Below are 20,840 nucleotides of genomic sequence, written 5' to 3' on the forward strand. Positions count from 1 at the left end.
ATTTTTGCACAGGAGTATGGTTTATGACGGCTTCATTATCCGGTTTGGTGAGTGGCATTGATGTCCAATCCCTGATCAGTAACCTCAGTGCCGCTTATCAGGCGCCCATCACCCTGCTCCAGAATCAGCAAAAATCCTATCAGACCACCTTGAGTGCCTGGGGTACCCTGCAAAGCAGTTTATCCGGTTTGCAGTCGGCTATGAGTAGTCTGCAGAATCTGGGCAGTACGAATAATCGCAGTGTAAGTCTCTCCAATAATAATGTTGCGACCGCCACGGCTACAGCCAATGCTCCCCAGGGGAGTTACAGCCTCAGTAATATTGTACTGGCCCAATCTCAAAGTATTTACTCCAGTAATTTCTCCAGTGCGACGAATAATTCTGTAGGTACTGGCACCCTCCAGATTCAGGTGGGCAGTGGTGCGGTGAAAAATGTCAGCATCAATGGTTCCAATGACAGCCTGGATGGTATTGCCAGCGCCATTAACCAGGCCAATACCGGCGTGAATGCCGCTGTGGTCTATGATGGCACCGGTTATCGCCTGACCCTGACCGGTAATGGCACCGGGGCCAGCAGTGCTTTTACGGTCAGCACCAGCGGCGCCACCGGCAGTCTGGCTTCCCTGAGTTACAGCAGCGGGGTGTCGGGGTCCATGACCTTGAGTCAACAGGCGCAAAATGCCGGCGTCAGTATTAACGGCTTGCCGGTGACGAGCACGAGCAATACCGTATCTGGCGCTATCCCAGGGGTGACCCTGAATTTGCTGCAGGCCAGTGGCAGCGCCACATTGCAGGTTTCCAGTAGCAATGCGTCTTTTGTGACAGGGGTGCAGAGTTTTGTCAAGGCCTTCAACAAAACTATGAGTACCATCAATCAGTTGACCGCTTATAACGCCCAGGCGGGCTCGGGTGGACCCTTGTTGGGTGATGCCTCTGTACAGGGCTTGCGGACCCAGTTGCTGGACATGATTTCCGGGCAGGGGGTGGGGATATCCTCGGGAAGTGCCTACAATTCATTGGGCAGCGTCGGGCTCGGGCTGACCAGCAGTGGCACCATCAGTCTGAATACCGGAACTCTGGGTACCGCGCTTTCTGCGGATTTCAATACCGTGGCCGGTCTTTTTGGCCAGGCGGGTAGTACCAGCAACAGTAATGTGCAATATCTGACCGCAAGCAGCGTGACCCAGGCGGGTACTTATGCCATTAACGTGAGTCAGGCCGCCACTCAGGCCAGTACGTCCGGATCTGCAGCCGTTCCTTCTGGGGGGATTCTCCAAAGTGAAAGTCTGACTTTCGGGTCGGGGGGTAGCTCGGTGGTGGTGTCCCTGAGTTCGGGCAGCACCCTGACGGATATTGTCAACACGATCAATGATACTCTCCAGCAATCAGGCATGACGGGCATTACTGCGAGTGCTAACAATGGTTATCTGGATTTACAGTCCAATGCCTATGGGAGCGCCCAATCATTTACTGTTCAGTCCAATGTGGCTGCGGGGTCTGGCGGGACCGGGATTGGCACCAGCTTGGTCACCGCCACAGGAACTGATGTGGCAGGCAGCATCAATGGTCAGGCTACCAGCGGTTCCGGTCAGACTTTGTCGGTGACAGGACCCGGGAATGCGGCAGGGTTGCAAGTGAAAATCACGGGTAACAGTACTGGAAACCTGGGAACTGTCACCCTCAGTCAGGGACTGTATCAGCAGATGAGTACTTTGTTGAGTTCCGCCCTGAATACCCAGAGTGGTTTTGTGACGGCTGCACAAAATGGTATTACCTCTTCTATCAATGGGTTGGGCGCGCAGATCACCACCTTGCAGCAATCCGCTTCCAATCAGACCGCCCTGCTGACCCAGCAGTTTGCCGCCATGCAGTCACAACTGGCTTCGCTGCAATCCACCGGACAATATCTCAATGCCTTTTATTCTTCTGGTAATTCCAGTTCATCCAGTTCGAGTTCCAAGAGTTAAGCGAGGATCATGAACCATGAGTTATGCTACAGCAGCAGCCATGCAGGCCTACAAGCAGGTTGGCAATCAGGGGGTATCCAGCGATCGTCTGGTTTTGTTGGGTCTGGAGGGAATTCTGGAACATATCCGCCGCGCCCGGCTGGCGATTATGGCCCATGACATCAGCAGTAAGGCCGAATCCATGGATAAGGCCTATCAACTCACTGCCCATCTGTTGGCCAGTGTCAACTTTGAGCAAGGTGGCGAAATTGCCAAAAATCTCGACAGTCTTTATCGTTTCCTGTTAAATCAGTTGGCACAAGCCAATATTTTTGATGATCTGCAGGCGCTGGATGCCTGCCAGCCGGTGCTGGAAGACTTGCGCGATGCATGGAGAGGATTGTTGGGACAATCATAAGGCAACTTCTCCGCTGTCAAGGGAGAAGAAATGAGTGAGCAGCACGCCGTTGTCCTGGAAGATATTCTGCCCCTGAGCCTGGAGAAAGGTGAGTTAAACTCCCTGCGTCGTAGTCGTCTGATGCGGGATAATCTGGCTCTGCTCAAGGCGCTGCTGGTGATGGACGACCATCTGCTGGCGGAAGATGAAAACCGCGAAGTGACTAGTAGCCTCGAAACCAAAATCGATTTATTGCTGTTGTTGGTGGGTAAAGGCATACAGGGCCTCGACCCGTTGCCATCCGCCTTTCCCTGTGCTCTTGGTGCGGAAAATCTGTATTGGGACGCACCGGTTTCCGAAATAATGCCTGAGTCGGGAAGTGCTGTCTGCGTGTCGCTTTTTTTACGGCCGGGAATAGCTATGCCGTTGTTTTTGCCGGGTGTTCTTGAGAATGACGCGAAGGGATCAGGAGCAGCTACAGATACGCTGTTGCGTCATCATCTGCATTTTCAGGTAGATACTCGTGTGCAAGAATCACTGGATCGACTAATATTCCGTTATCATCGGCGTGCCATTGCGCGTAAAAAGGATCAACACGCTCTTTCCACGGATTGACAGGTTGTGGTTATGTACACTGAAGTAAGCACAGAAATCGGGGCAGTCAGGGAAAGGCGCAGCCTGTCGCGGGAAAGCTGTGGGCTGGTGGGCGGTAGTCAGCCGATTCAACGCATGACGGCCATGCTGGCCAAAGTAGCGGCAACCGATTGTACAGTATTAATACTGGGAGAATCGGGAACGGGTAAGGAAGTGATTGCCCGCTGCCTGCATCAACATTCCCTGCGGCATCAAGGGCCATTTGTGGCCGTGAATTGCGGCGCCATTCCTGAAGAGCTGATGGAAAGTGAGCTCTTCGGTCATGAAAAAGGGGCTTTTACGGGTGCCTTGGCAGCGCGTAAGGGCCGCTTTGAACTGGCTGAGGGGGGAACCCTTTTTCTGGATGAAATCGCCGAAATGAGCCCGCAAATGCAGGTCAAGCTGCTACGGGTGCTGCAGGAAAAACAATTCGAGCGGGTCGGTGGTTCGCGCCTGCTGACAAGTAATGTGCGCGTTCTGGCTGCCACCCATCGTAATCTGGAAGCGCGCATTGACGAAGGCTGTTTTCGGGAAGACTTATATTATCGTCTGAATGTGTTTCCGGTAGAAGTACCTCCCTTGCGCGAACGCCCCGGCGATATCCACTTGCTGTTCCGCTATTTTATCGACAGATTGGTGGGGGAGGGGCATCTTCCGGTGAAACTGGAGGAGAGCGCCCTCCGGGTCATGGATGCCTATCACTGGCCCGGTAATGTCCGCGAGTTGCGGAATCTTGCCGAAAGACTGGTGATTCTCCATGGTGGCGAAACCCTTTCTGACGAACAGCTGCCTGCCCGCATCCGCAAAAACGAAAATCCGGAAATGGCAGATGAGCGGCAAAGTCTTGCCGCCGTATGGGCTGAACCGGTATCGTGCCTGCCTGATGAGCCCTTCGATCTCAAGCAGCATCTGGAAGAAATCGAGAAGGATTTTCTGCTGCAGGCTCTGGCGGTCTGTGATCAGGTGGTGGCCCGGGCTGCGGACCGTCTGGGTTTACGGCGCACGACCATGGTAGAAAAACTCAAAAAGTATGGATTGAATACGCTGCGGGATCAGGATAATTGATGTCTGAAGATGGTGCCGCAACTGCCCCTGATGCTTCCCGCCTCATGGAGGCATTCCGCCTTTTCAATCAAACTTCACAGGAACTGACCGAAGCCTATGGTACTCTCCAACAGGAGGTGCAGCGTCTTTCTGCTGAGCTGGCCGAGGCCAATGTCCGCCTGCGGGCGGAGCTGGAAGCCAAGGAAAGAATGGGAGAACGTCTGGCCCTGCTTCTGGAAATGTTGCCGGGAGCGGTATTGGTGGTTGACCATGGGGCGGCAATTGTAGACATGAATCCCGAGGCCATTCGCTTGCTGGGCGCAGATTTGCGTGGCGCGGATTGGCAATCCTTGCAACCCCGGCCCATGCCCGGTGCCCGGGATGAATGGTGCTTGCTGCGCGGAGATGCCACGGGTCAGCCCGTACAGGTAACGATGGCCGTGAATGCCCTGCCCGGTGAGGGAGGGCAGGTCATTCTGCTGCAGGATGTCACGGCGGCCCGGGCCCGGGAGGAGGCCGCACAACGGCGGGAACGCCTGGCAGCTATGGGCGAAACCATGGCGGGACTGGCCCATCAGTTACGCACCCCCCTTGCCACGGCCTTGTTGTCGGTGTCGCAAATGCGTTATGAACGCGGAGCAGAGTCCTTTGCCCGGCAGCAACTGCGCGCGCAGGAAAGGCTGCAACATCTGGATGCGACCATTGATGCTATGCTGCGTTTTTTGCGGGGAGCGGATCAGGAAGGGGGGTCGGTGGCCTTGCGAGAGATCCTTGCCGCCCTGCAAAGAGAGTGGGAGCCGCATTTTCGTCAAAAAAATGTCGCTCTGCAGATAGGGGCTGCGGAGGATGACTGGTTTTTGACGGGAACCCTGGCGGCCTGGGTGAGTGTGCTGGCGAATGTGCTCCACAATGCCCTTATTTTCAGTCCTGCGGAGCAGTCGGTACAGCTGACCGTGCAAAAAAAACCAGATAATACCTTGCAGTTGGCTATTCGGGACTTTGGCCCGGGTATTGCAGATGCCGATCAGGAAAGAATTTTTACGCCTTTTTATACCAGCCGTCGGGATGGGACGGGGCTGGGTCTTGCCATCACCCGCAATTTTGTGGTCGCTATGGGAGGCAGTGTAAGCCTCGAAAATGTCTGTCCCGGTGCCTGTATCGTGCTTCATTTGCCGCTGTGGCAGATGACTCAGCCACTTTCCAGCGGCACAATGCATCAGGAGTCATAAAAATATGGGGCCTTACGCAACCCGAATTTTACTCGTCGAAGACGATGAACATCTCGCGGAAGTCTTGCAGGAAACCTTGGAAGATCAAGGATATCAGGTGCAATGGGCGGAAGATGGAACAGCAGCCTTGCGTTTACTGGCTGATGCCAGCTTTGATCTGGTGCTCAGTGATGTACAAATGCGTCCCATGGATGGTTATACGCTCTTGAAAACCCTGGGTACCCAGCATGATGCTCCGCCGCTATTGATGATGACAGCCTGGGGAACCATCGCTGAAGCAGTGCAAGCCTTGCAAAATGGTGCCGTGGATTATCTGGTCAAACCTTTTACAGCCGATGTTTTGCTGGAAAAGATGCAGAAGTATGCGGTTCCGCATTGCGCCCCCGATGCTCAAGCGCCCATCGCCCAATCCGAGGCGATGCAGGCGACGCTGGAAATGGCCAGAAAGGTGGCTCCTACAGATGCCAGTGTCCTGCTGATGGGCGAAAGTGGCGTGGGTAAGGAAGTGCTGGCCCGTTTTATTCATGAGCAGAGTCGTCGTCAGGCAAATCCTTTTGTGGCGGTGAATTGTGCCGCCATTCCGGAATCTCTTCTCGAAGCCACTCTGTTTGGACACGAGAAAGGCGCCTTTACTGGCGCCACCCAGAGTAGTGCCGGCAAGTTTGAACAGGCTCAGGGAGGGACTCTTCTTCTGGATGAAGTCACCGAAATGCCCATTCAACTGCAGGCCAAATTACTGCGTGTTTTGCAGGAACGTGAGCTGGAACGTGTCGGCGGTAAACAGACGATTGTCCTGGATATCCGTTTGATAGCTACCAGCAACCGGGACTTGCGTCAGGCGGTGGCAGAGGGCGTATTACGTGAGGATCTGTATTATCGTTTGCAGGTTTTTCCGCTACAGATTCCACCCTTGCGCGAACGCCAGGCGGACATTCTGCCTTTGGCTGAGCATTTGCTGCGCCGGCATTGCCAACAGATGGGACTGCCCAGCAAACGACTCGGTATGTCAGCCAAACAGCAGCTCTATTTTTATGATTGGCCAGGCAATGTTCGAGAACTGGAAAATGCCTTGCAGAGAGCCCTTATTCTCGCTCCGAATGAGGAGATTCTGGCGGAGGATTTATGTGTGGCCGGGGGCGTTTCAGGGCCCGTCATGCTTCAAATGGAGCAGACAGGACTTGTGCCCATGGAGTCTGCGGAGGAAACTGTAGCCGATGAAGCAGTGACTTTGGCCCTGGATGATCTGCGCGCTCATCATGAACGTGAGGCGATTGCCTTGGCTTTACGCCAGAGTCAAGGCTCCAAGGCGCAGGCGGCGGAGCGCTTGGGCATCAGTCCCAGAACCCTGCGCCACAAAATCCAGCGCTTCCGTGAAGCGGGTTATGAACTGGGCTGAGATTGGCCTGTAAATTGCATGTATTTTGGAAACAATGAAGCATAGGTGCGATCATGAGTAGTGTAGATTCTCTGGATTCCTTGATGACCCAATTGCGCGCCCTGGCGGATCAGGCGCAGGGGGTAAAAGTCCCGGAAAAATCTCCTTCCGGTCCGGATAGCTTTGCCAACACTCTCAAAGGAATGGTGGATTCTGTAAACAATCAGCAAAGTCAGGCCAATACCTTGCAGTCTGATTTTGCCGGCGGTGACAAGTCGGTCAGTCTCAGTCAGGTGATGGTGGCCTCACAAAAAGCCGATCTTTCTTTCCAGACCATGCTTCAGGTACGCAATAAACTGGTTTCCGCGTATCAGGACATCATGAATATCCAGGCCTAGTCGTGATCATCATTCAGCCCTGGCGTAGAGACTGCTGATGGCCACGGAAACTGCGACCAATTTCAATCTGTCGGGTGGTGCTGCAGAAGTCCAGCGCCGCTGGCAGGAAATGCCGCCCAATCGGCGTTTGGGTGTGCTGGTGGCTCTGGCGGCAGTGGTGGCCGTATTGATTGCCGCTATTTTCATGGGCGGAAATCCCTCCTACAAGGTGTTGTACACCAATCTTTCTGATCGCGATGGCGGGCAGGTGATTGCAGAATTGCAAAAACTCAATGTGCCCTATCAGATCAGTGATGGCGGTGCGGTCATTTCTGTACCCGCCAATAATGTCTATGCCACCCGCATGAAGCTGGCTGCAGATGGCTTGCCCAAGGGCGCCGGAGTGGGCTTTACCCTGCTCGACCATGAGCCCATGGGCACCAGTGATTTCGTCGAGCATGTCAATTATCAACGCGCGCTGGAAGGTTCTCTGGAAAGAACCATTGCTTCATTGAACTCGGTGGAGGGCGCCAAAGTACATCTGGCCATGCCCAAGCCTTCCGTGTTTCTCAGTGAACAGGAAAACCCCACGGCTTCAGTCATGCTGGATTTATATCCGGGGCGTACATTGAGTGCCGCCCAGGTGGCGGGTATTGTCCATCTGGTTGCGGCCAGTGTTCCGGGTTTGCAGGACAAAAATGTCACCGTAGTGGACCAGCGCGGTCATTTGCTAAGTAGTCAGGCTAATGCGGATAGCGGTTTACAGCCTTCTCAGCTTGCTTATCAGCGCGCCGTGGATCAGCAGTATGAAAAGCGCATTCAGGCGATTCTGACCCCGATTGTGGGGGCCAAAGGGGTCCGCGTTGCGGTATCTGCAGATATTGATTTTGCCAAAAGTGAAAGCAGCTCGGTGAGTTACGGGAAAGGGCAGATACTGAGTCAGCAAACTCATACCAGTTCCGGTACGGGCGGGTCGGGGCCTTATGGTGTGCCGGGAGCGCTTTCCAATACTCCTCCCGGAGTCGCGGTGGCGCCACTGGTGGCTCCCGTGGCTTCCAATATTTCTCCGGCCGCGCTGATTGCTCTGGCACCCACCCTGAAGATGCTGGCGCCTACTGAAAGCAGTGCAGCCACGACGACCAACTATGATGTTGATAAAACCATTGTGCATACGGTGCAGCCGGTCGGCACCGTCAAACGGCTTTCCGTGGCCGTGCTGGTGGATGATCAGGTGACGGAGAGCACCCTTGGCGCGGTCAAGGAGAAGCCCTTGTCGGCAGCCCAGTTGGCGCAGATCCAGCAACTGGTGGAAGATGCCATTGGCTACAGTGCCAAGCGCGGCGATACGGTCAAAGTGGTGAATATGCCTTTCACTACGCAGTCAGCGGTGAGCACCTTGCCCTGGTGGCAGCAGTCCTGGTTCTTGAATCTCATGAACAGTGGATTGCGCTATCTGGTCATTCTTTTTGTCGCCTTGTTGCTCTATTTCGGCGTAGTGCGCCCCTTGTTGAAGCGCCGCATGCGTCAGGAGCCAGCCATGGATACGGCTAATGCCGCCGCAGAATCGGAGAAGGCAGACGACGCTTCAAATCCGTCGGCAAAAGCACTGGCTGATGCGGAAGCGATTCGCGAGCAGGTCAATATTCCAGGCAACCCTCTGGAGACGGACTTGTATGTTTCCCGCCAGTTAGTCATGCAGGATCCCGCCCGGGCAGCCCAGGTGGTCAAGGAATGGTTGTCCAATGAGCACGAGTGAAGATCTCACGGGTATTGATCGTAGTGCCATTCTGCTGCTCAGCCTCGGCGAGGATGAAGCTGCGGAAGTGATGCGTCATCTGGGCCCACGCGATGTCCAGAAGCTCGGCGCGGCCATGGCGCGCTTATCCCACATCTCTACTGATCAGGTTCAGGTGGTACTTTCGGATTTTCGCTCGCGTCTTGAACGGCAGACTTCTTTGGGAGTCGGTAGCGACCAGTATATCCGCGCGATGTTGACCAAAGCCCTGGGTGCAGATAAAGCAGGCAGTCTGATTGACCGCATTTTGCATGGCGGAGATGCCAGTGGTCTGGAAAATCTCAAATGGATGGACGCCCGCTCCATTGCCGATTTGATCAAGCTGGAGCATCCTCAGGTGATCGCCATGATTTTTGCCTATATGGAGCCGGAGCAGGCCGGAGAAGTGATTCATCATCTTCCCGAGCGCTTGGTCAGTGAGGCGATGATGCGCCTTGCCAGTCTGGAAACGGTGCAGCCGGCCGCTATCAGAGAGTTGAATGAAATTCTCGAAGAGCAGATTTCCGGCGAAGCCCAAAGTCTGCAGGTGGCGAGCCTTGGAGGCGCCAAAGCCGCCGCCGATGTGCTCAACCGCCTGGAAACCAGTCTCTCCTCCAGTATTCTCGATAATATGCGCGAAACCGATGATGAACTGGCGGATAAGGTCCAGGAAAAAATGTTTGTCTTTGATGATCTGATCAAGCTGGATGATCGCAGCATGCAGGTTTTGCTGCGGGAGATACCCTCGGACGGTTTTGTGACGGCATTGAAAGGCGCTAACACGGCGCTGCGCGAAAAATTCTTTGCCAACATGTCCAAGCGTGCCGCTGAAATGATGCGCGATGATCTGGAAGCCAAGGGGCCCGTGCGGGTGAGCGAGGTAGAAAGCAGTCAAAAAGCGATTTTACAAATTGCCACGCGCCTGGATGCGGCAGGACAGTTGAGTCTGGGTGGTGGCAGTAGTGAGGCCATGCTGTGATCAGGCCGACGCTATGAGGGATCGTGCGGATATCATTTCCCGGGATAGCGCGACCCGCATAGAGCGTTGGCATTTGCCCGAGGTAAAAGGGGCTTTTGAGCAAGCGCCCGCTCAGGATGCGGTCCCGGAAAATGGCGAAACTCTTGCTGTCGATGCGGTGAGCCTACCGACTACCGAACAATTGCAGGCCCTGTATGCAGAAAGTGAGAAATCTGGTTGGGAGCAGGGCTATCGTCAGGGGCAGCAAAAGGGAATGGAGGACGGTTATGCCGAAGGCTTGACCCGGGCAGAAGCGGAAAGACGGGCCCTACAAAATATCCTGGCCGGTTTTTTTTCGCCCTTGCAGGCTTTGGATAGCAGCGTGGAGCAGTCTTTGTTGTCCCTGTCTCTGGAAATAGCCCGTCAGGTGCTTCGCCATGAATTGCAGTTACGTCCGGAAATCCTCTTGCCGGTATTGCGTGAAGCCCTGCGGGCAGTCCCTTTACGGAGTGTCAGGCCGGATTTGCATATGCATCCCGAAGATGTGGAGATGTTGCAGCGTCTCATGCCGGAACTGGTAGAGCAGGGAGTCACCCTGATTGCTGATGCCCAGATCGAACGCGGCGGTGCCGTTTTGTCCGCTGGCCTGGATGACAATGTCGCCAGACCGGATCGTCGTTGGCAGGATCGCGAACTGGATCATGCCGCAACGCAACTGGATTTGCGTCTGGAAACTCGTTGGCGTTTGGTCCTGGAACGGTTGTTTGGAGAGATGTCGGCATGATGCTGCGTTTTGCTGATCGCCAGAAACTCTGGGGTAATAACCTGGATACGTACGCCCAACGTTTACCGCAAGCTTTTCCGGATTTGTTGCCTAGTGGCAGGCTGGTACGCATGGTCGGACTGGTTTTGGAAGCCGAAGGTTTTGATGCCAGTGTGGGAACACGCTGCCGTGTCGAAGCCGCACATCAACGCGGCATTGATGCAGAAGTGGTGGGTTTCCAGAATGAAAAGCTCCAGTTGATGGCGGCGGGTGACTTGCATGGTGTTCGGCCGGGTGCACGCGTTCAGCCCCTGTCTGGAGAAGCTCAGGCCAGTGTCAGTGAGCGTCTGCTTGGTCGGGTGCTGGATGGCCAGGGGCAGTTTCTCGATGATCTGGGGCCGGTATCGGGACAAACCCGGGTTCCTCTTTTGGGCGTCACCATCAACCCCATGCAGCGCGCTCCGGTAAACCATACTTTGGATGTAGGGGTAAGGACGATCAATGCCTTGTTTACCATTGGGCGCGGCGCGCGCATGGGTCTGTTTGCCGGTAGCGGGGTGGGTAAAAGCGTCTTACTGGGCATGATGGCGCGCAACACCGAAGCCGATGTCATCGTCGTCGGGTTGATTGGCGAACGCGGCCGGGAAGTGAAGGAGTTTATTGAGGATATTCTAGGTGCCCAGGGTTTGAGCCGGGCTGTCGTGGTGGCTGCCCCTGCCGACGTTCCTGCCTTGACGCGCATTCGCGCTGCCCATCTGGCAACGGCCATTGCTGAATATTTCCGCAATCAGGGCAAGCATGTGTTGTTGCTCATGGATTCGTTGACGCGTTATGCCATGGCCCAGCGTGAAATCGCCCTGGCAGTAGGTGAACCTCCTGCCGTGCGGGGCTACCCGCCATCCGTTTTCGCACGATTGCCAGCCCTGGTGGAAAGGGCCGGTAACGGACCGGTGGGGGGCGGCAGTATTACGGCATTTTATACGGTACTGATGGAAGGGGATGATCAACAGGATCCCATTGCCGATAACGCCCGGGCGGTATTAGACGGTCATTTGGTGTTGTCGCGAAGCCTGGCTGAACAGGGGCATTATCCGGCTATTGATCTGGAGGCTTCCATCAGCCGGGTCATGCCGAATATTGTTTCTTTGGCGCAGGTTCAACAGCTGCACCGTTTGAAGCGTCTCTATAGTCGTTATCGCGAACACCAGGATTTAATGGCGGTTGGAGCCTATACGCCGGGCATGGACCCTGTTCTGGATCAGGCAGTACGTGCCTATCCCGCTATTTTGAGATTCCTCCGGCAGAATCAGCAGCAGTCTGTGACATTGGGGGATAGCCAGGAGCAACTGGCACAATTGATCGTACCTTATATGGAAGAAGATTAGTTTCATGATGAGTCGCCAGAATGTGCTGATGTTTTTGCAGAATGATGCAGATAAAAAGCAAAAAGAATTGGCTGTTCGCCTGGGAAAACAGCGGAATTTACTCCAGGAAATTGAGCAGAAAATGCAGTTACTGGATAATTATCTGCTCCAGTACCGCAGTCAGGCGATGGCAGCAGAAGCATCCGGTATTTTGGGGGCACAGGCACTGGATACCCGGAATTTCATTCATCAACTGGAGCAAGTGTTGCAGATTCAAAAAGACAATGTATTGCGCCAGCAGCAGAGTGTTGCCCAGCTACATGCAGAATGGGCTTCGGCGCGGGTGCGGGAAAAGGGCTTTGCAGCCTTGGCAAAACGACTAGAAATAGAGCAGCATGATCAAGAACTGCGCAAGATTCAGAAAGAACTGGATGAGTGGGCACAGCGCCGACCTAGCCTCAAGTAATCTGGTGTGAAAATTGCTTCAATTTTGTCGCACTTCATAAACTGAGGATTGAACCGATGACGGCTACCAGCATCGTTAGCCCTACGCCTGCTCCAAATGCCATTCCCAGTCCGGGAAGTCAGTCTTCCCAGAGTGCCGCCCAAACGGTTGCCGGTTCTGCAGGCAAGGAAAACAAAGGGCACGGTGAGTTTGCAGCGGTCATGGCCAAACAGCAATCTCAGGAAGCTGTGCAGAAAAAAAACTCCGGCAGTAGCGGTGGTCCTGATGCGCGACCTGCACAACAGAAATCCAGTAAGCAGCCACCTGCTGCGGTTTCGTTGCCAACTGAGGCTACCGAAGTAACAAGTCCAGTGAGCGGCAAAAACATGCCGCAAGCAGGACTGAGTCAGCAGGACCTCCATCAGAGCAAAGCGCAACAAGGCAGTCGTAAAAAAACGGATACCCCCGGACAAATGCAGGTGGGACTTGTCAGCAGCTTGCTTTCCGGCATGGCCATGGCCTTCCCGGTGCCCATGTCAGCGGAGAGGGGGCCAATGAATCCAGAATCCGAACTCGCCCCATCTGCTGAGCCGGCGGCACGTTCCAAAGAAGATATGGTGACAGACGGAACGGTTGATAAGCAGGTCCCGCAGTCCAAGCTGTTGCTCCATCTGCAAAGCGATGCCAAGCTGCAGAATGATGGGAAGTCATCTGCTGCGTTCGCGTCTGTGGCAAAGCAGGATGGTCTGGCCTCCGGGAACAAGGGACTTTTGCTGCAAAAAATGCTGCATGGTCTGGTCAGCACGACGCCCACGAAGCAGCCTGTGGTTCCTGCTACAGTCAATAATCTGGTGTTTGATGCTCACAATGGATCGCCCCAAAATGCGGCTGAATCTGTCAGTAATCTTACGGGGAACAGTACAGCAACCCTACTGGCAGGTATGCTCCCTACTCAAGTCACAGCGAGTAGTCCCGGGCAGGTGCTTGCGGCTCCGGTGGGAGCAAACCCCCAATGGGGACAGGCCCTCGGGCAGCAGATTCAAGTGCTTTTGGGTCAAGATATACAACAAGCCAAGCTCCAATTGAATCCTCCTCATCTCGGTCCGCTGGAGGTGCATCTGGACATTCAGGCCAACGGGCAAGCAAATGCGACATTTTTTTCTCCTCATCCTGAGGTTTTGCAAGCCATTACCAATGCCATTCCCCAGTTGCAACAAAGTTTTGCTGCGGCCGGAATGAGCCTGGGGCAGGCCAATGTCGGTGCGGATAGCGGTGGGCGCTCTTTTTCGAAAAATAAATCCTCTTCCACGACATCCGTCAAAACCCTGACAGAAGCGGGAGACAGCCCTTCCGCGCTGACCATGCTCAGGGTACAGTTAGGCTTGGTCAACGCGTTTGCATGATTCTTGCAATGTCCTGACACTCCTTATACGGTGACAATATGGCACAGGATATTCTTTCTCAGGATGAAGTGGATGCTCTTTTTCAGGGGATGTCGGATGGTGATGTGGATACCCAACCTGAACCGGAGCTCGATCCCGATGGTGTTCGCCCTTATGATCTGGCGAATCAGGATCGCATTGTGCGCGGCCGCATGCCGACCCTGGAAGTGGTCAACGAGCGCTTTGCCCGACTATGGCGCGTCAGCCTGTTCAATTTTCTGCGGCGTACCGCAGAAATATCTGTGGGTCCCGTACGCCTGATCAAATATAGTGAATTTATTCGAAGGCTGGTAGTTCCCAGTAATATCAATATTGTCCAGATCAAACCGCTGCGTGGTTCGGGGCTGTTTGTATTTGATCCGCGCCTGATTTTTGCGGTGGTGGATAATTATTTCGGGGGAGATGGACGTTTTCATGCGCGGATTGAAGGGCGAGAATTTACCCCCTTGGAACAGCGTATTATCAAAAGGCTACTGGATCTCGCTTTCAAGGATTTCAAAAATGCCTGGACACCCGTCACCGAATTGCATCCGGAATTAACCCGTTCGGAAGTCAACCCGCAATTTGTCAGTATTGCCACACCTACGGAAGTGGTGATTGTGAGCACTTTCAATGTGGAGCTGGAATCAGGAAGCGGTACTTTCGAGATTTGTCTGCCCTATGGCATGGTAGAACCCGTGCGTGATCAGTTGACGGCTGGAACTACAGCGGATCGTTCGGAAATTGACCGGCGCTGGGTGCAGTCTTTGCAGGATGAAATGCAGGAGGCAACACTGGATATGGAAGTCCAGTTTCTGCAAACGCAACTCACGCTCCGGCAATTGTTGGCTTTGCGCGATGGCGACATCATTCCGGTAGAAATGCCCGAAGTGGTGTATGCCCAAGTGGATGGTATTCCCGTATTCTCAGGAAGATACGGTGTTGCAAACGGTAAGGTTGCCGTACAGGTCGAAAAACAATTATGTCCGGAAACGCTCGCCGGGCAGGCGGCCATGGCGGCCATGGAGAACTGAATGATGGTCGAAGAACAAGAAGTCCCAACAGAAAGTGGCGCAGCGCCGGTAGATAACGGGCAGGCCGACGATATTATGGCCGATTGGGCAGCCGCGATGAGCGAACAGGAAGCAGCGGAAACGCCTCCGCCTCAGGCCGAAGCATCCAAGCCTGAAATGGCGCAATCTGCCGACCCGGTTCAAACTGGCGAAACGCCCTCTGAACAGCCCACTCCAGTCTCCATGCCAGAATTACAATCTTCCCGTACAGCGGGCACTCAGGCGCAAAATCTCGACATGATTCTGGATATTCCGGTGACGCTGTCAGTGGAGTTAGGCAAAACCAAAATCCAGATTCGTAATCTGCTGCAACTGGCCCAGGGCTCGGTGGTCGAGTTGGAGCGACTCGCCGGCGAACCCATGGATGTACTGGTCAACGGTTATCTGATTGCGCAAGGCGAAGTGGTGCTGGTGAATGACAAATTTGGTATTCGTTTGACCGATATTATCAGTCCTGCAGAGCGCGCCAAAAAATTGCGATGAGCGGTTCAGATATTTCATCCAGCCGACGATTTTCCGCAGTGGCGGCGCCAAAATTTTGGCTGCTTGGCGGGTTCTTGGCGATGGTCAGCCCTTTAGCTTGTGCGGGCACTCCCCCGGCAATGGAAACGGGCAGTCCCTTTTCATGGATGGCCATCATGCAGTTGTTTGCGGCATTACTGTTTGTTTTGGCCATATTTTTCGTAGTGATCTGGATGCTCAAACGCTTTCAGCCAGGCTCATTGGGGAGTACTGCCGGTGCGCTACGGGTGATCGGTTCCCTGCCATTGGGTGCGCGGGAACGTCTTTTGCTAGTACAGGTTGGCGAGCAGCAATTGCTCCTGGGTGTGACCCCGACAGGTATCCATCTGTTGCACACTTTGGAGACGCCGCTGCCCGAAACAACCAGTCAATCAGCGACGGCATTTGCCAGCTGGTTACGTACCGCGATGGAGAGGCGCAAGCAAGGATCATGGAGCCCCAATACCCCACCCAGTCCCGCAGGGGACATCAAGGTCGGCAAGCAGCAACCGTCCTCGGAATCCTCCTCGCTGGACTAGGCTTTTTACCCCAAGTGGCGCTGGCAGCAGGTTTGCCAGCCTTGACCGCAACGCCTCAGGCTGGTGGCGGCACAGAGTACAGTCTCAGTATTCAAACCCTGATTTTCATGACCGTGCTGGTGTTTTTGCCAGCCATGCTGCTGATGATGACGGCTTTCACCCGGATTATTATTGTCTTGTCCCTGTTAAAGCAGGCTCTGGGTTCTACCCAGATGCCGCCCAGTCAAATTATTGTCGGTTTATCCCTGTTTTTGACTTTTTTTGTGATGACCCCGGTCTTTCAAAAACTCAATACCGAAGCCCTGCAACCCCTGACCCAAAACCAGATCAACCTGACCGAGGCTATGTCGCGGGCCGAAGGGCCATTGCGCACTTTCATGCTTTCCCAGACCCGACCCGATGATCTGGCTCTGTTTGTGAAACTTTCCGGGCACAAACAATTGCAGGCGCCAGCCGATACCCCTATGACCCTGTTGATTCCGGCTTTTGTGACTTCTGAGCTGAAAACCGGTTTTCAGATTGGGTTTTTGATATTTATTCCTTTTGTCATTATCGATTTGGTAGTGGCGGCGGTGCTGATGTCTATGGGGATGATGATGCTGTCGCCCGTCACCATTTCCTTTCCATTCAAGCTGATGCTGTTTGTTCTGGTGAATGGCTGGGATCTGGTGATCGGCTCACTGGTGCAGAGCTTCATCCATTAGGAGGATAACATGACTCCCGAAAGCGTCATTGATATCGGGCAGCAGGCGGTCTGGACGACCCTGCTCTTAGCTGCGCCCCTATTAGGGATTGCCCTGGTAGTCGGGGTGCTGGTCAGTATTTTTCAGGCCGCCACGCAAATCAATGAAATGACCCTGAGTTTTGTGCCCAAGGTGATCGCCATGGGGCTGGTCATGGTGATTCTGGGCCCCTGGATGCTGCATTTGATGATGGATTACACCATCCATCTTTTTCATGCAATTCCCCATCTCATCGACCAATGATTCATTTCAGCAGCTTGCAACTGGAACACTGGATCGGCCTGGTCTTCTGGCCCTTCGTGCGGGTGTTGGCTCTGCTGACGACGGCGCCAGTATTCAGCGCTACCCAGGTACCTATCCAGGTGCGAGTCGGACTGGCTTTACTCATCAGTGTGGCCATTGCACCGGCACTGCCGGCCATGCCGGCGGTGCATTTTCTCAGTGGGGAAGGGTTGGTATTACTGATTCAACAATTGTTGATCGGCTTTGCCTTGGGTTTTGCCGTTACCCTGATTTTCAGCGTGATTCAGTTTTCTGGTTCAGTCATCAGCTTGCAGATGGGCCTGGGTTTCAGTAGTTTTTTTGATCCTACGACAGGGGTACAAGTGCCCACCTTATCCAATTTTCTCAATTTGCTGGTATTGCTGCTTTTTATGGGCATGAATGGGCAATTGTTGGTGTTGGCCACCTTGATGCGCAGCTTTACGGTATTACCGGTCAGCACCCACCTTAGCCTGAATCCCTCGGCCTGGCACTTGCTGGTCAGTGAAGGGGCAGTCATCTTTTCTTTAGGGCTGGCGATTTCCACCCCGGTGCTGGGGACCTTGATACTGGTGAATATTGCTTTGGGGATACTGGGCAAGCTGGCTCCACAGCTGAACATATTCGTGATTGGTTTTCCCTTGTTATTGGGTCTGGGACTCGTCGCCATATACATATTCATGCCAGCCATGCAGATGCTCGTGGAACATCTGCTCAACTTGTCCATGACTGTGGCCGGAAAGACCCTGCTTATAGCGGCGCGACCATGAGCATCTGTACTCAGGAGGCTTTCTGATGGCCGAAGAAAACGCCCAGGAACGGACAGAAGCGGCGACGCCGAAGCGCCAAGAGGACGCCCGTAAAAAAGGGCAGGTGGCGCGCTCCCGGGAATTATCCACCAGCGTCTTGTTGCTGGTCTCGGCGAGTCTGTTTTATGGCTTTGCCGATCATATTTATCAGGATCTTTCGGCTTTTTTATATGCCGGGTTGCATCTGACTACGCCAGAAATGACAGATCCTACTGATTTACTCAGGCATTTTGCACGCATGTTGATGATGGCCACCTGGATGGCCTTGCCTTATTTTCTGATTTTGCTGGTGGCGGTGCTCGCAGCAGGGTTGATGGTGGGTGGTTGGGTGTTCAGTACCCAATCTTTGATACCCGATTTTACCAAGCTGGATCCCATCAGCGGTCTGCAAAAAATCATCTCCAAGCATGGTGCCCTGGAACTCGTCAAAGCCGTTTTGAAAACCCTGGTGATCGGTGGCTTTGGCGTGACCTTGTTGTGGGCCCAGCGGCACGCCTTGTTCGGGCTGTTACAGGAAACGCCCGATCGGGCACTTTTGCAGCTGATGCATATGAGTGGTCTGATTTTTTTGATTCTTTCCGCAACCACCCTGCTGATTGTGGTATTTGATGTGCCTTTTCAGATATGGACTCTGAATCAAAAATTGAAAATGTCCCATCAGGAAATCAAGGATGAGATGAAAGAGTCCGATGGTAATCCCGAAATCAAATCCAAGGTACGCGCCATGCAGCGCGAGATGGCGCGGCGGCGGATGATGGCGGCCATTCCCAAAGCGGATGTGATCGTGACCAATCCGACCCATTATGCGGTGGCTTTGCGCTATAAGGAGGGAGAGCAGCGCGCCCCGGTACTGCTCGCCAAGGGTATGGACCATGTTGCTGCCAAAATCCGGGAAATAGCTATCGAGCATCATATTCCAATAGTCGAAGCTCCGCCGCTGGCCCGCGCGCTCTATCATCATGTCGAGCTGGAACAGGAAATACCGAGCAGTTTGTATCGGGCAGTCGCAGAACTTCTCGCCTATTTATATCAACTGCGGGTTGCTACCCCGCAGCAATATCCCCCATTGCCGGAAACCTGGTCGGTGCCGGCAGAACTGGATCAACGAGAATAAACGATGAACCTGCTCAATCGCCTGCTCCAGAAACTGAACTGGCATACCTTGGCCGCACCGATACTGGTCATCATGGTGCTGGCCATGTTGATCATTCCGCTGCCCACCTTTCTCCTGGATATACTTTTTACCTTCAATATCACTTTGGGCTTGATCATTTTGCTGGTCAGCCTCTACATGCAGCGGCCCCTGGAGTTTGCGGCTTTCCCGACGGCATTGCTGTTGACGACCTTGCTGCGCCTGTCCCTGAATGTGGCTGCCGCTCGCATTATTCTGCTGCATGGACAAAATGGTCCGGGAGCAGCCGGGCAGGTCATTGAGTCATTTGGTGCATTTGTGGTGGGCGGTGACTATGTGGTGGGCATTATTGTGTTTGCCATTCTGGTCATCATCAATTTTGTGGTGATCACCAAAGGTGCCGGCCGCATTGCCGAAGTCAGCGCACGTTTTACTCTGGATGCCATGCCCGGCAAACAGATGGCCATTGATGCAGATTTGAATGCGGGAATTATCGACCAGGAAGAAGCCCATCGGCGCCGCAGTGAAATTGCCCAGGAAGCGGATTTTTTTGGATCCATGGATGGTGCCAGCAAGTTTGTACGTGGGGATGCTGTTGCAGCCATATTGATTTTATTTATTAATTTGATCGGTGGCCTGATTATAGGTATCTGGCAACATGGCCTGAGTCTAAGTACGGCCGCCCACGATTACACCCTGTTGAGTATTGGTGATGCGTTGGTCGCGCAAATTCCGGCGCTGGTGATCTCTATTGCCGCCGGTATTGTCGTCAGTACCGTTAATACCGGTCAGGATCTGGGCAAACAGTTAATCGGTCAGGTCTTCCAAAACCAGGAAGTGCTGACTATCGTGGCGGTCATCCTCGCTATTCTGGGATTGATTCCTGGAATGCCCCACTTACCCTTTTTAGGGGCTGCAGCTTTGTTGGGAGGGATCGTCTGGTATGGCAAACAACCCAAAGCGCCGGAAAAAGTGCCGGAGGTACCCAGCAGCAATGAACCCGAGGAAGTGACCTGGGCCAGTGTCGAACCTTTGGATCCATTGGGTCTGGAAGTGGGCTATCGTCTGATTCCTTTGGTGGATAAAGGTCAGGGTGGCGAATTGCTGGCACGTATTCGTGGCGTTCGTAAAAAGTTCGCCCAGGATTTCGGGTTTCTGGTGCCCGCAGTCCATGTTCGGGATAATCTGGAGCTCCGGCCCACAGCTTATCGAATCAACATCAAGGGTGTGGAGGCTGGTGGAGGCGAAGTCTTTCCTGATTTGCTCCTGGCGATTGATCCCGGGAACGTGCTGGGCAAAATCAGCGGTACGCCGACCACCGATCCTTCCTTTGGCTTGCCGGCAGTCTGGATCAATAAAGAAGAACGCGATAAAAGCGTCGCGCTGGGATACACCGTCGTTGATCCGGCGACGGTCATCGCCACACAGCTGCATCAGATCTTGCAGAGTCATGGCGCGGAATTGCTGGGTCGAGAAGAAGTGGAAGGGCTCCTTTCTCATCTGGCCAGCCGTTCTCCCAAGCTGGTCGAAGATGTGATTCCGAAAATGCTGTCCCCGGACAAACTCAAAAAAGTGCTGCAAAATCTATTGAATGAAGGTGTACCTATTCGTGATATGCGCACCATAGTCGAAATTTTGGCGGAGCATGCGCCACAAAGTCAGGATGTTGACGAATTGACAGCAGCTGTGCGCAAGGCGCTTGGACCTTATATTGTTCAGGGGCTGTTTCCTGGACAGTCCGAACTGCCCGTGGCGGTGCTGGACGGACAGCTGGAACACTTATTGCAGGAGAGTTTGCGCAACAGTAATGGTGAAGCGCTGGAGCCGGGATTGGCGCAGCGGGTACTGGAAAAAGCAGGAGACTTGATGCAGCAGATGGAAGCAGGAGGTATGCAACCGGTGCTGTTGGCGATGGCGCCCATGCGTGCATTTTTGGCCCACTTTCTGGCAAGAAGCGCGCCCCGGATGCGGGTACTTTCCTATGCGGAAATTCCCGAGAGTAAAAAAATCAGGGTGGTCGCCACATTGGGTGCCTGAGTCTGCAGGGTGACATCCG

The 20,840-nt window shown here is 54.0% G+C and carries 21 protein-coding genes; all 21 read left to right on the plus strand.

The genetic code is table 11. The features are described from left to right. Positions 1–23: 23 nt before the first annotated feature. The 21 genes from fliD (at position 24) to flhA (ending at position 20,821) form a co-directional block, all read left to right on the plus strand. Positions 24–1,967, plus strand: a complete 1,944-nt coding sequence (gene fliD, locus B1757_RS05565; RefSeq protein ID WP_101537375.1) for a flagellar filament capping protein FliD — start codon at positions 24–26, stop codon at positions 1,965–1,967. 16 nt (positions 1,968–1,983) lie between these two features. After that, positions 1,984–2,364, plus strand: a complete 381-nt coding sequence (gene fliS / locus B1757_RS05570) for a flagellar export chaperone FliS (protein WP_101537376.1) — start codon at positions 1,984–1,986, stop codon at positions 2,362–2,364. Between the two features lie 30 nt (positions 2,365–2,394). Further along, entirely contained in the window at positions 2,395–2,958 is a 564-nt protein-coding gene (locus tag B1757_RS05575) for a PilZ domain-containing protein (protein ID WP_101537377.1), read from the plus strand. 12 nt (positions 2,959–2,970) lie between these two features. Beyond that, the gene (locus B1757_RS05580) at positions 2,971–4,041 is read left to right on the plus strand and encodes a sigma-54 interaction domain-containing protein (protein WP_101537378.1); all 1,071 of its coding nucleotides are present in this window, start codon (positions 2,971–2,973) and stop codon (positions 4,039–4,041) included. Next, positions 4,041–5,249: a sensor histidine kinase gene (locus B1757_RS05585; RefSeq protein ID WP_101537379.1), complete on the plus strand. Its 1,209-nt coding sequence runs from the start codon at positions 4,041–4,043 to the stop codon at positions 5,247–5,249. Before B1757_RS05580 ends, B1757_RS05585 begins: the two co-directional genes overlap by 1 nt. 4 nt (positions 5,250–5,253) lie before the next feature. After that, complete coding sequence (locus B1757_RS05590; RefSeq protein WP_101537380.1) at positions 5,254–6,645, plus strand: sigma-54-dependent transcriptional regulator; 1,392 nt, start codon at positions 5,254–5,256, stop codon at positions 6,643–6,645. 53 nt (positions 6,646–6,698) lie between these two features. Next, complete coding sequence (gene fliE / locus B1757_RS05595) at positions 6,699–7,022, plus strand: flagellar hook-basal body complex protein FliE (RefSeq protein WP_101537381.1); 324 nt, start codon at positions 6,699–6,701, stop codon at positions 7,020–7,022. A 37-nt stretch (positions 7,023–7,059) separates the two neighbouring features. Beyond that, the gene (gene fliF / locus B1757_RS05600; protein ID WP_101537382.1) at positions 7,060–8,757 is read left to right on the plus strand and encodes a flagellar basal-body MS-ring/collar protein FliF; all 1,698 of its coding nucleotides are present in this window, start codon (positions 7,060–7,062) and stop codon (positions 8,755–8,757) included. Next, positions 8,744–9,754, plus strand: a complete 1,011-nt coding sequence (gene fliG / locus B1757_RS05605) for a flagellar motor switch protein FliG (RefSeq protein WP_101537383.1) — start codon at positions 8,744–8,746, stop codon at positions 9,752–9,754. The genes fliF and fliG overlap by 14 nt, the downstream gene beginning before the upstream one ends. A gap of 13 nt (positions 9,755–9,767) precedes the next feature. Further along, positions 9,768–10,517 carry a flagellar assembly protein FliH gene (locus B1757_RS05610; protein ID WP_101537384.1) on the plus strand — a complete coding sequence of 250 codons (750 nt, stop codon included), beginning with the start codon at positions 9,768–9,770 and terminating at the stop codon, positions 10,515–10,517. After that, positions 10,514–11,881 carry a flagellar protein export ATPase FliI gene (gene fliI, locus B1757_RS05615; RefSeq protein WP_101537385.1) on the plus strand — a complete coding sequence of 456 codons (1,368 nt, stop codon included), beginning with the start codon at positions 10,514–10,516 and terminating at the stop codon, positions 11,879–11,881. The genes B1757_RS05610 and fliI overlap by 4 nt, the downstream gene beginning before the upstream one ends. Positions 11,882–11,885: 4 nt before the next feature. Next, positions 11,886–12,326, plus strand: coding sequence for a flagellar export protein FliJ (gene fliJ, locus B1757_RS05620; protein ID WP_101537386.1), 441 nt, complete (start codon positions 11,886–11,888; stop codon positions 12,324–12,326). Between the two features lie 56 nt (positions 12,327–12,382). Next, entirely contained in the window at positions 12,383–13,708 is a 1,326-nt protein-coding gene (locus tag B1757_RS05625; protein ID WP_253253729.1) for a flagellar hook-length control protein FliK, read from the plus strand. Between the two features lie 38 nt (positions 13,709–13,746). Further along, complete coding sequence (fliM, locus tag B1757_RS05630) at positions 13,747–14,760, plus strand: flagellar motor switch protein FliM (RefSeq protein WP_101537387.1); 1,014 nt, start codon at positions 13,747–13,749, stop codon at positions 14,758–14,760. Beyond that, entirely contained in the window at positions 14,761–15,282 is a 522-nt protein-coding gene (fliN, locus tag B1757_RS05635) for a flagellar motor switch protein FliN (protein ID WP_253253730.1), read from the plus strand. It abuts the gene before it with no gap. Positions 15,283–15,362: 80 nt separating this feature from the next. Beyond that, positions 15,363–15,839: a flagellar biosynthetic protein FliO gene (gene fliO, locus B1757_RS05640; protein ID WP_172437617.1), complete on the plus strand. Its 477-nt coding sequence runs from the start codon at positions 15,363–15,365 to the stop codon at positions 15,837–15,839. 41 nt (positions 15,840–15,880) lie between these two features. Beyond that, positions 15,881–16,543 carry a flagellar type III secretion system pore protein FliP gene (gene fliP, locus B1757_RS05645; RefSeq protein WP_301179155.1) on the plus strand — a complete coding sequence of 221 codons (663 nt, stop codon included), beginning with the start codon at positions 15,881–15,883 and terminating at the stop codon, positions 16,541–16,543. Positions 16,544–16,552: 9 nt separating this feature from the next. Continuing rightward, positions 16,553–16,825 (plus strand): flagellar biosynthesis protein FliQ, encoded by a 273-nt coding sequence (gene fliQ, locus B1757_RS05650; protein WP_101537389.1) that lies wholly within the window; start codon positions 16,553–16,555, stop codon positions 16,823–16,825. Continuing rightward, positions 16,822–17,613 (plus strand): flagellar biosynthetic protein FliR, encoded by a 792-nt coding sequence (fliR, locus tag B1757_RS05655; protein WP_101537390.1) that lies wholly within the window; start codon positions 16,822–16,824, stop codon positions 17,611–17,613. Before fliQ ends, fliR begins: the two co-directional genes overlap by 4 nt. Before the next feature lie 25 nt (positions 17,614–17,638). After that, the gene (gene flhB, locus B1757_RS05660) at positions 17,639–18,766 is read left to right on the plus strand and encodes a flagellar biosynthesis protein FlhB (RefSeq protein ID WP_101537391.1); all 1,128 of its coding nucleotides are present in this window, start codon (positions 17,639–17,641) and stop codon (positions 18,764–18,766) included. A gap of 3 nt (positions 18,767–18,769) precedes the next feature. Next, on the plus strand, positions 18,770–20,821 hold the full coding sequence (gene flhA, locus B1757_RS05665; RefSeq protein WP_101537392.1) for a flagellar biosynthesis protein FlhA: 2,052 nt from the start codon (positions 18,770–18,772) through the stop codon (positions 20,819–20,821). The last annotated feature ends 19 nt before the right edge of the window (positions 20,822–20,840 follow it).

This window comes from Acidithiobacillus marinus, assembly GCF_002847505.1.
GTDB classification, from domain to species: Bacteria; Pseudomonadota; Gammaproteobacteria; order Acidithiobacillales; family Acidithiobacillaceae; genus Acidithiobacillus; species Acidithiobacillus marinus.

Coding starts and splice junctions, on each gene's coding strand:
- fliE (WP_101537381.1), top strand. CDS start 6,699: ATGAGTAGTGTAGATTCTCTGGATTCCTTGATGACCCAATTGCGCGCC.
- B1757_RS05590 (WP_101537380.1), top strand. CDS start 5,254: ATGGGGCCTTACGCAACCCGAATTTTACTCGTCGAAGACGATGAACAT.
- fliR (WP_101537390.1), top strand. CDS start 16,822: ATGATTCATTTCAGCAGCTTGCAACTGGAACACTGGATCGGCCTGGTC.
- B1757_RS05610 (WP_101537384.1), top strand. CDS start 9,768: ATGAGGGATCGTGCGGATATCATTTCCCGGGATAGCGCGACCCGCATA.
- flhB (WP_101537391.1), top strand. CDS start 17,639: ATGGCCGAAGAAAACGCCCAGGAACGGACAGAAGCGGCGACGCCGAAG.
- fliQ (WP_101537389.1), top strand. CDS start 16,553: ATGACTCCCGAAAGCGTCATTGATATCGGGCAGCAGGCGGTCTGGACG.
- fliI (WP_101537385.1), top strand. CDS start 10,514: ATGATGCTGCGTTTTGCTGATCGCCAGAAACTCTGGGGTAATAACCTG.
- fliN (WP_253253730.1), top strand. CDS start 14,761: ATGATGGTCGAAGAACAAGAAGTCCCAACAGAAAGTGGCGCAGCGCCG.
- B1757_RS05585 (WP_101537379.1), top strand. CDS start 4,041: ATGTCTGAAGATGGTGCCGCAACTGCCCCTGATGCTTCCCGCCTCATG.
- fliD (WP_101537375.1), top strand. CDS start 24: ATGACGGCTTCATTATCCGGTTTGGTGAGTGGCATTGATGTCCAATCC.
- fliF (WP_101537382.1), top strand. CDS start 7,060: ATGGCCACGGAAACTGCGACCAATTTCAATCTGTCGGGTGGTGCTGCA.
- B1757_RS05580 (WP_101537378.1), top strand. CDS start 2,971: ATGTACACTGAAGTAAGCACAGAAATCGGGGCAGTCAGGGAAAGGCGC.
- fliO (WP_172437617.1), top strand. CDS start 15,363: ATGGTCAGCCCTTTAGCTTGTGCGGGCACTCCCCCGGCAATGGAAACG.
- B1757_RS05575 (WP_101537377.1), top strand. CDS start 2,395: ATGAGTGAGCAGCACGCCGTTGTCCTGGAAGATATTCTGCCCCTGAGC.
- flhA (WP_101537392.1), top strand. CDS start 18,770: ATGAACCTGCTCAATCGCCTGCTCCAGAAACTGAACTGGCATACCTTG.
- fliJ (WP_101537386.1), top strand. CDS start 11,886: ATGATGAGTCGCCAGAATGTGCTGATGTTTTTGCAGAATGATGCAGAT.
- B1757_RS05625 (WP_253253729.1), top strand. CDS start 12,383: ATGACGGCTACCAGCATCGTTAGCCCTACGCCTGCTCCAAATGCCATT.
- fliM (WP_101537387.1), top strand. CDS start 13,747: ATGGCACAGGATATTCTTTCTCAGGATGAAGTGGATGCTCTTTTTCAG.
- fliG (WP_101537383.1), top strand. CDS start 8,744: ATGAGCACGAGTGAAGATCTCACGGGTATTGATCGTAGTGCCATTCTG.
- fliS (WP_101537376.1), top strand. CDS start 1,984: ATGAGTTATGCTACAGCAGCAGCCATGCAGGCCTACAAGCAGGTTGGC.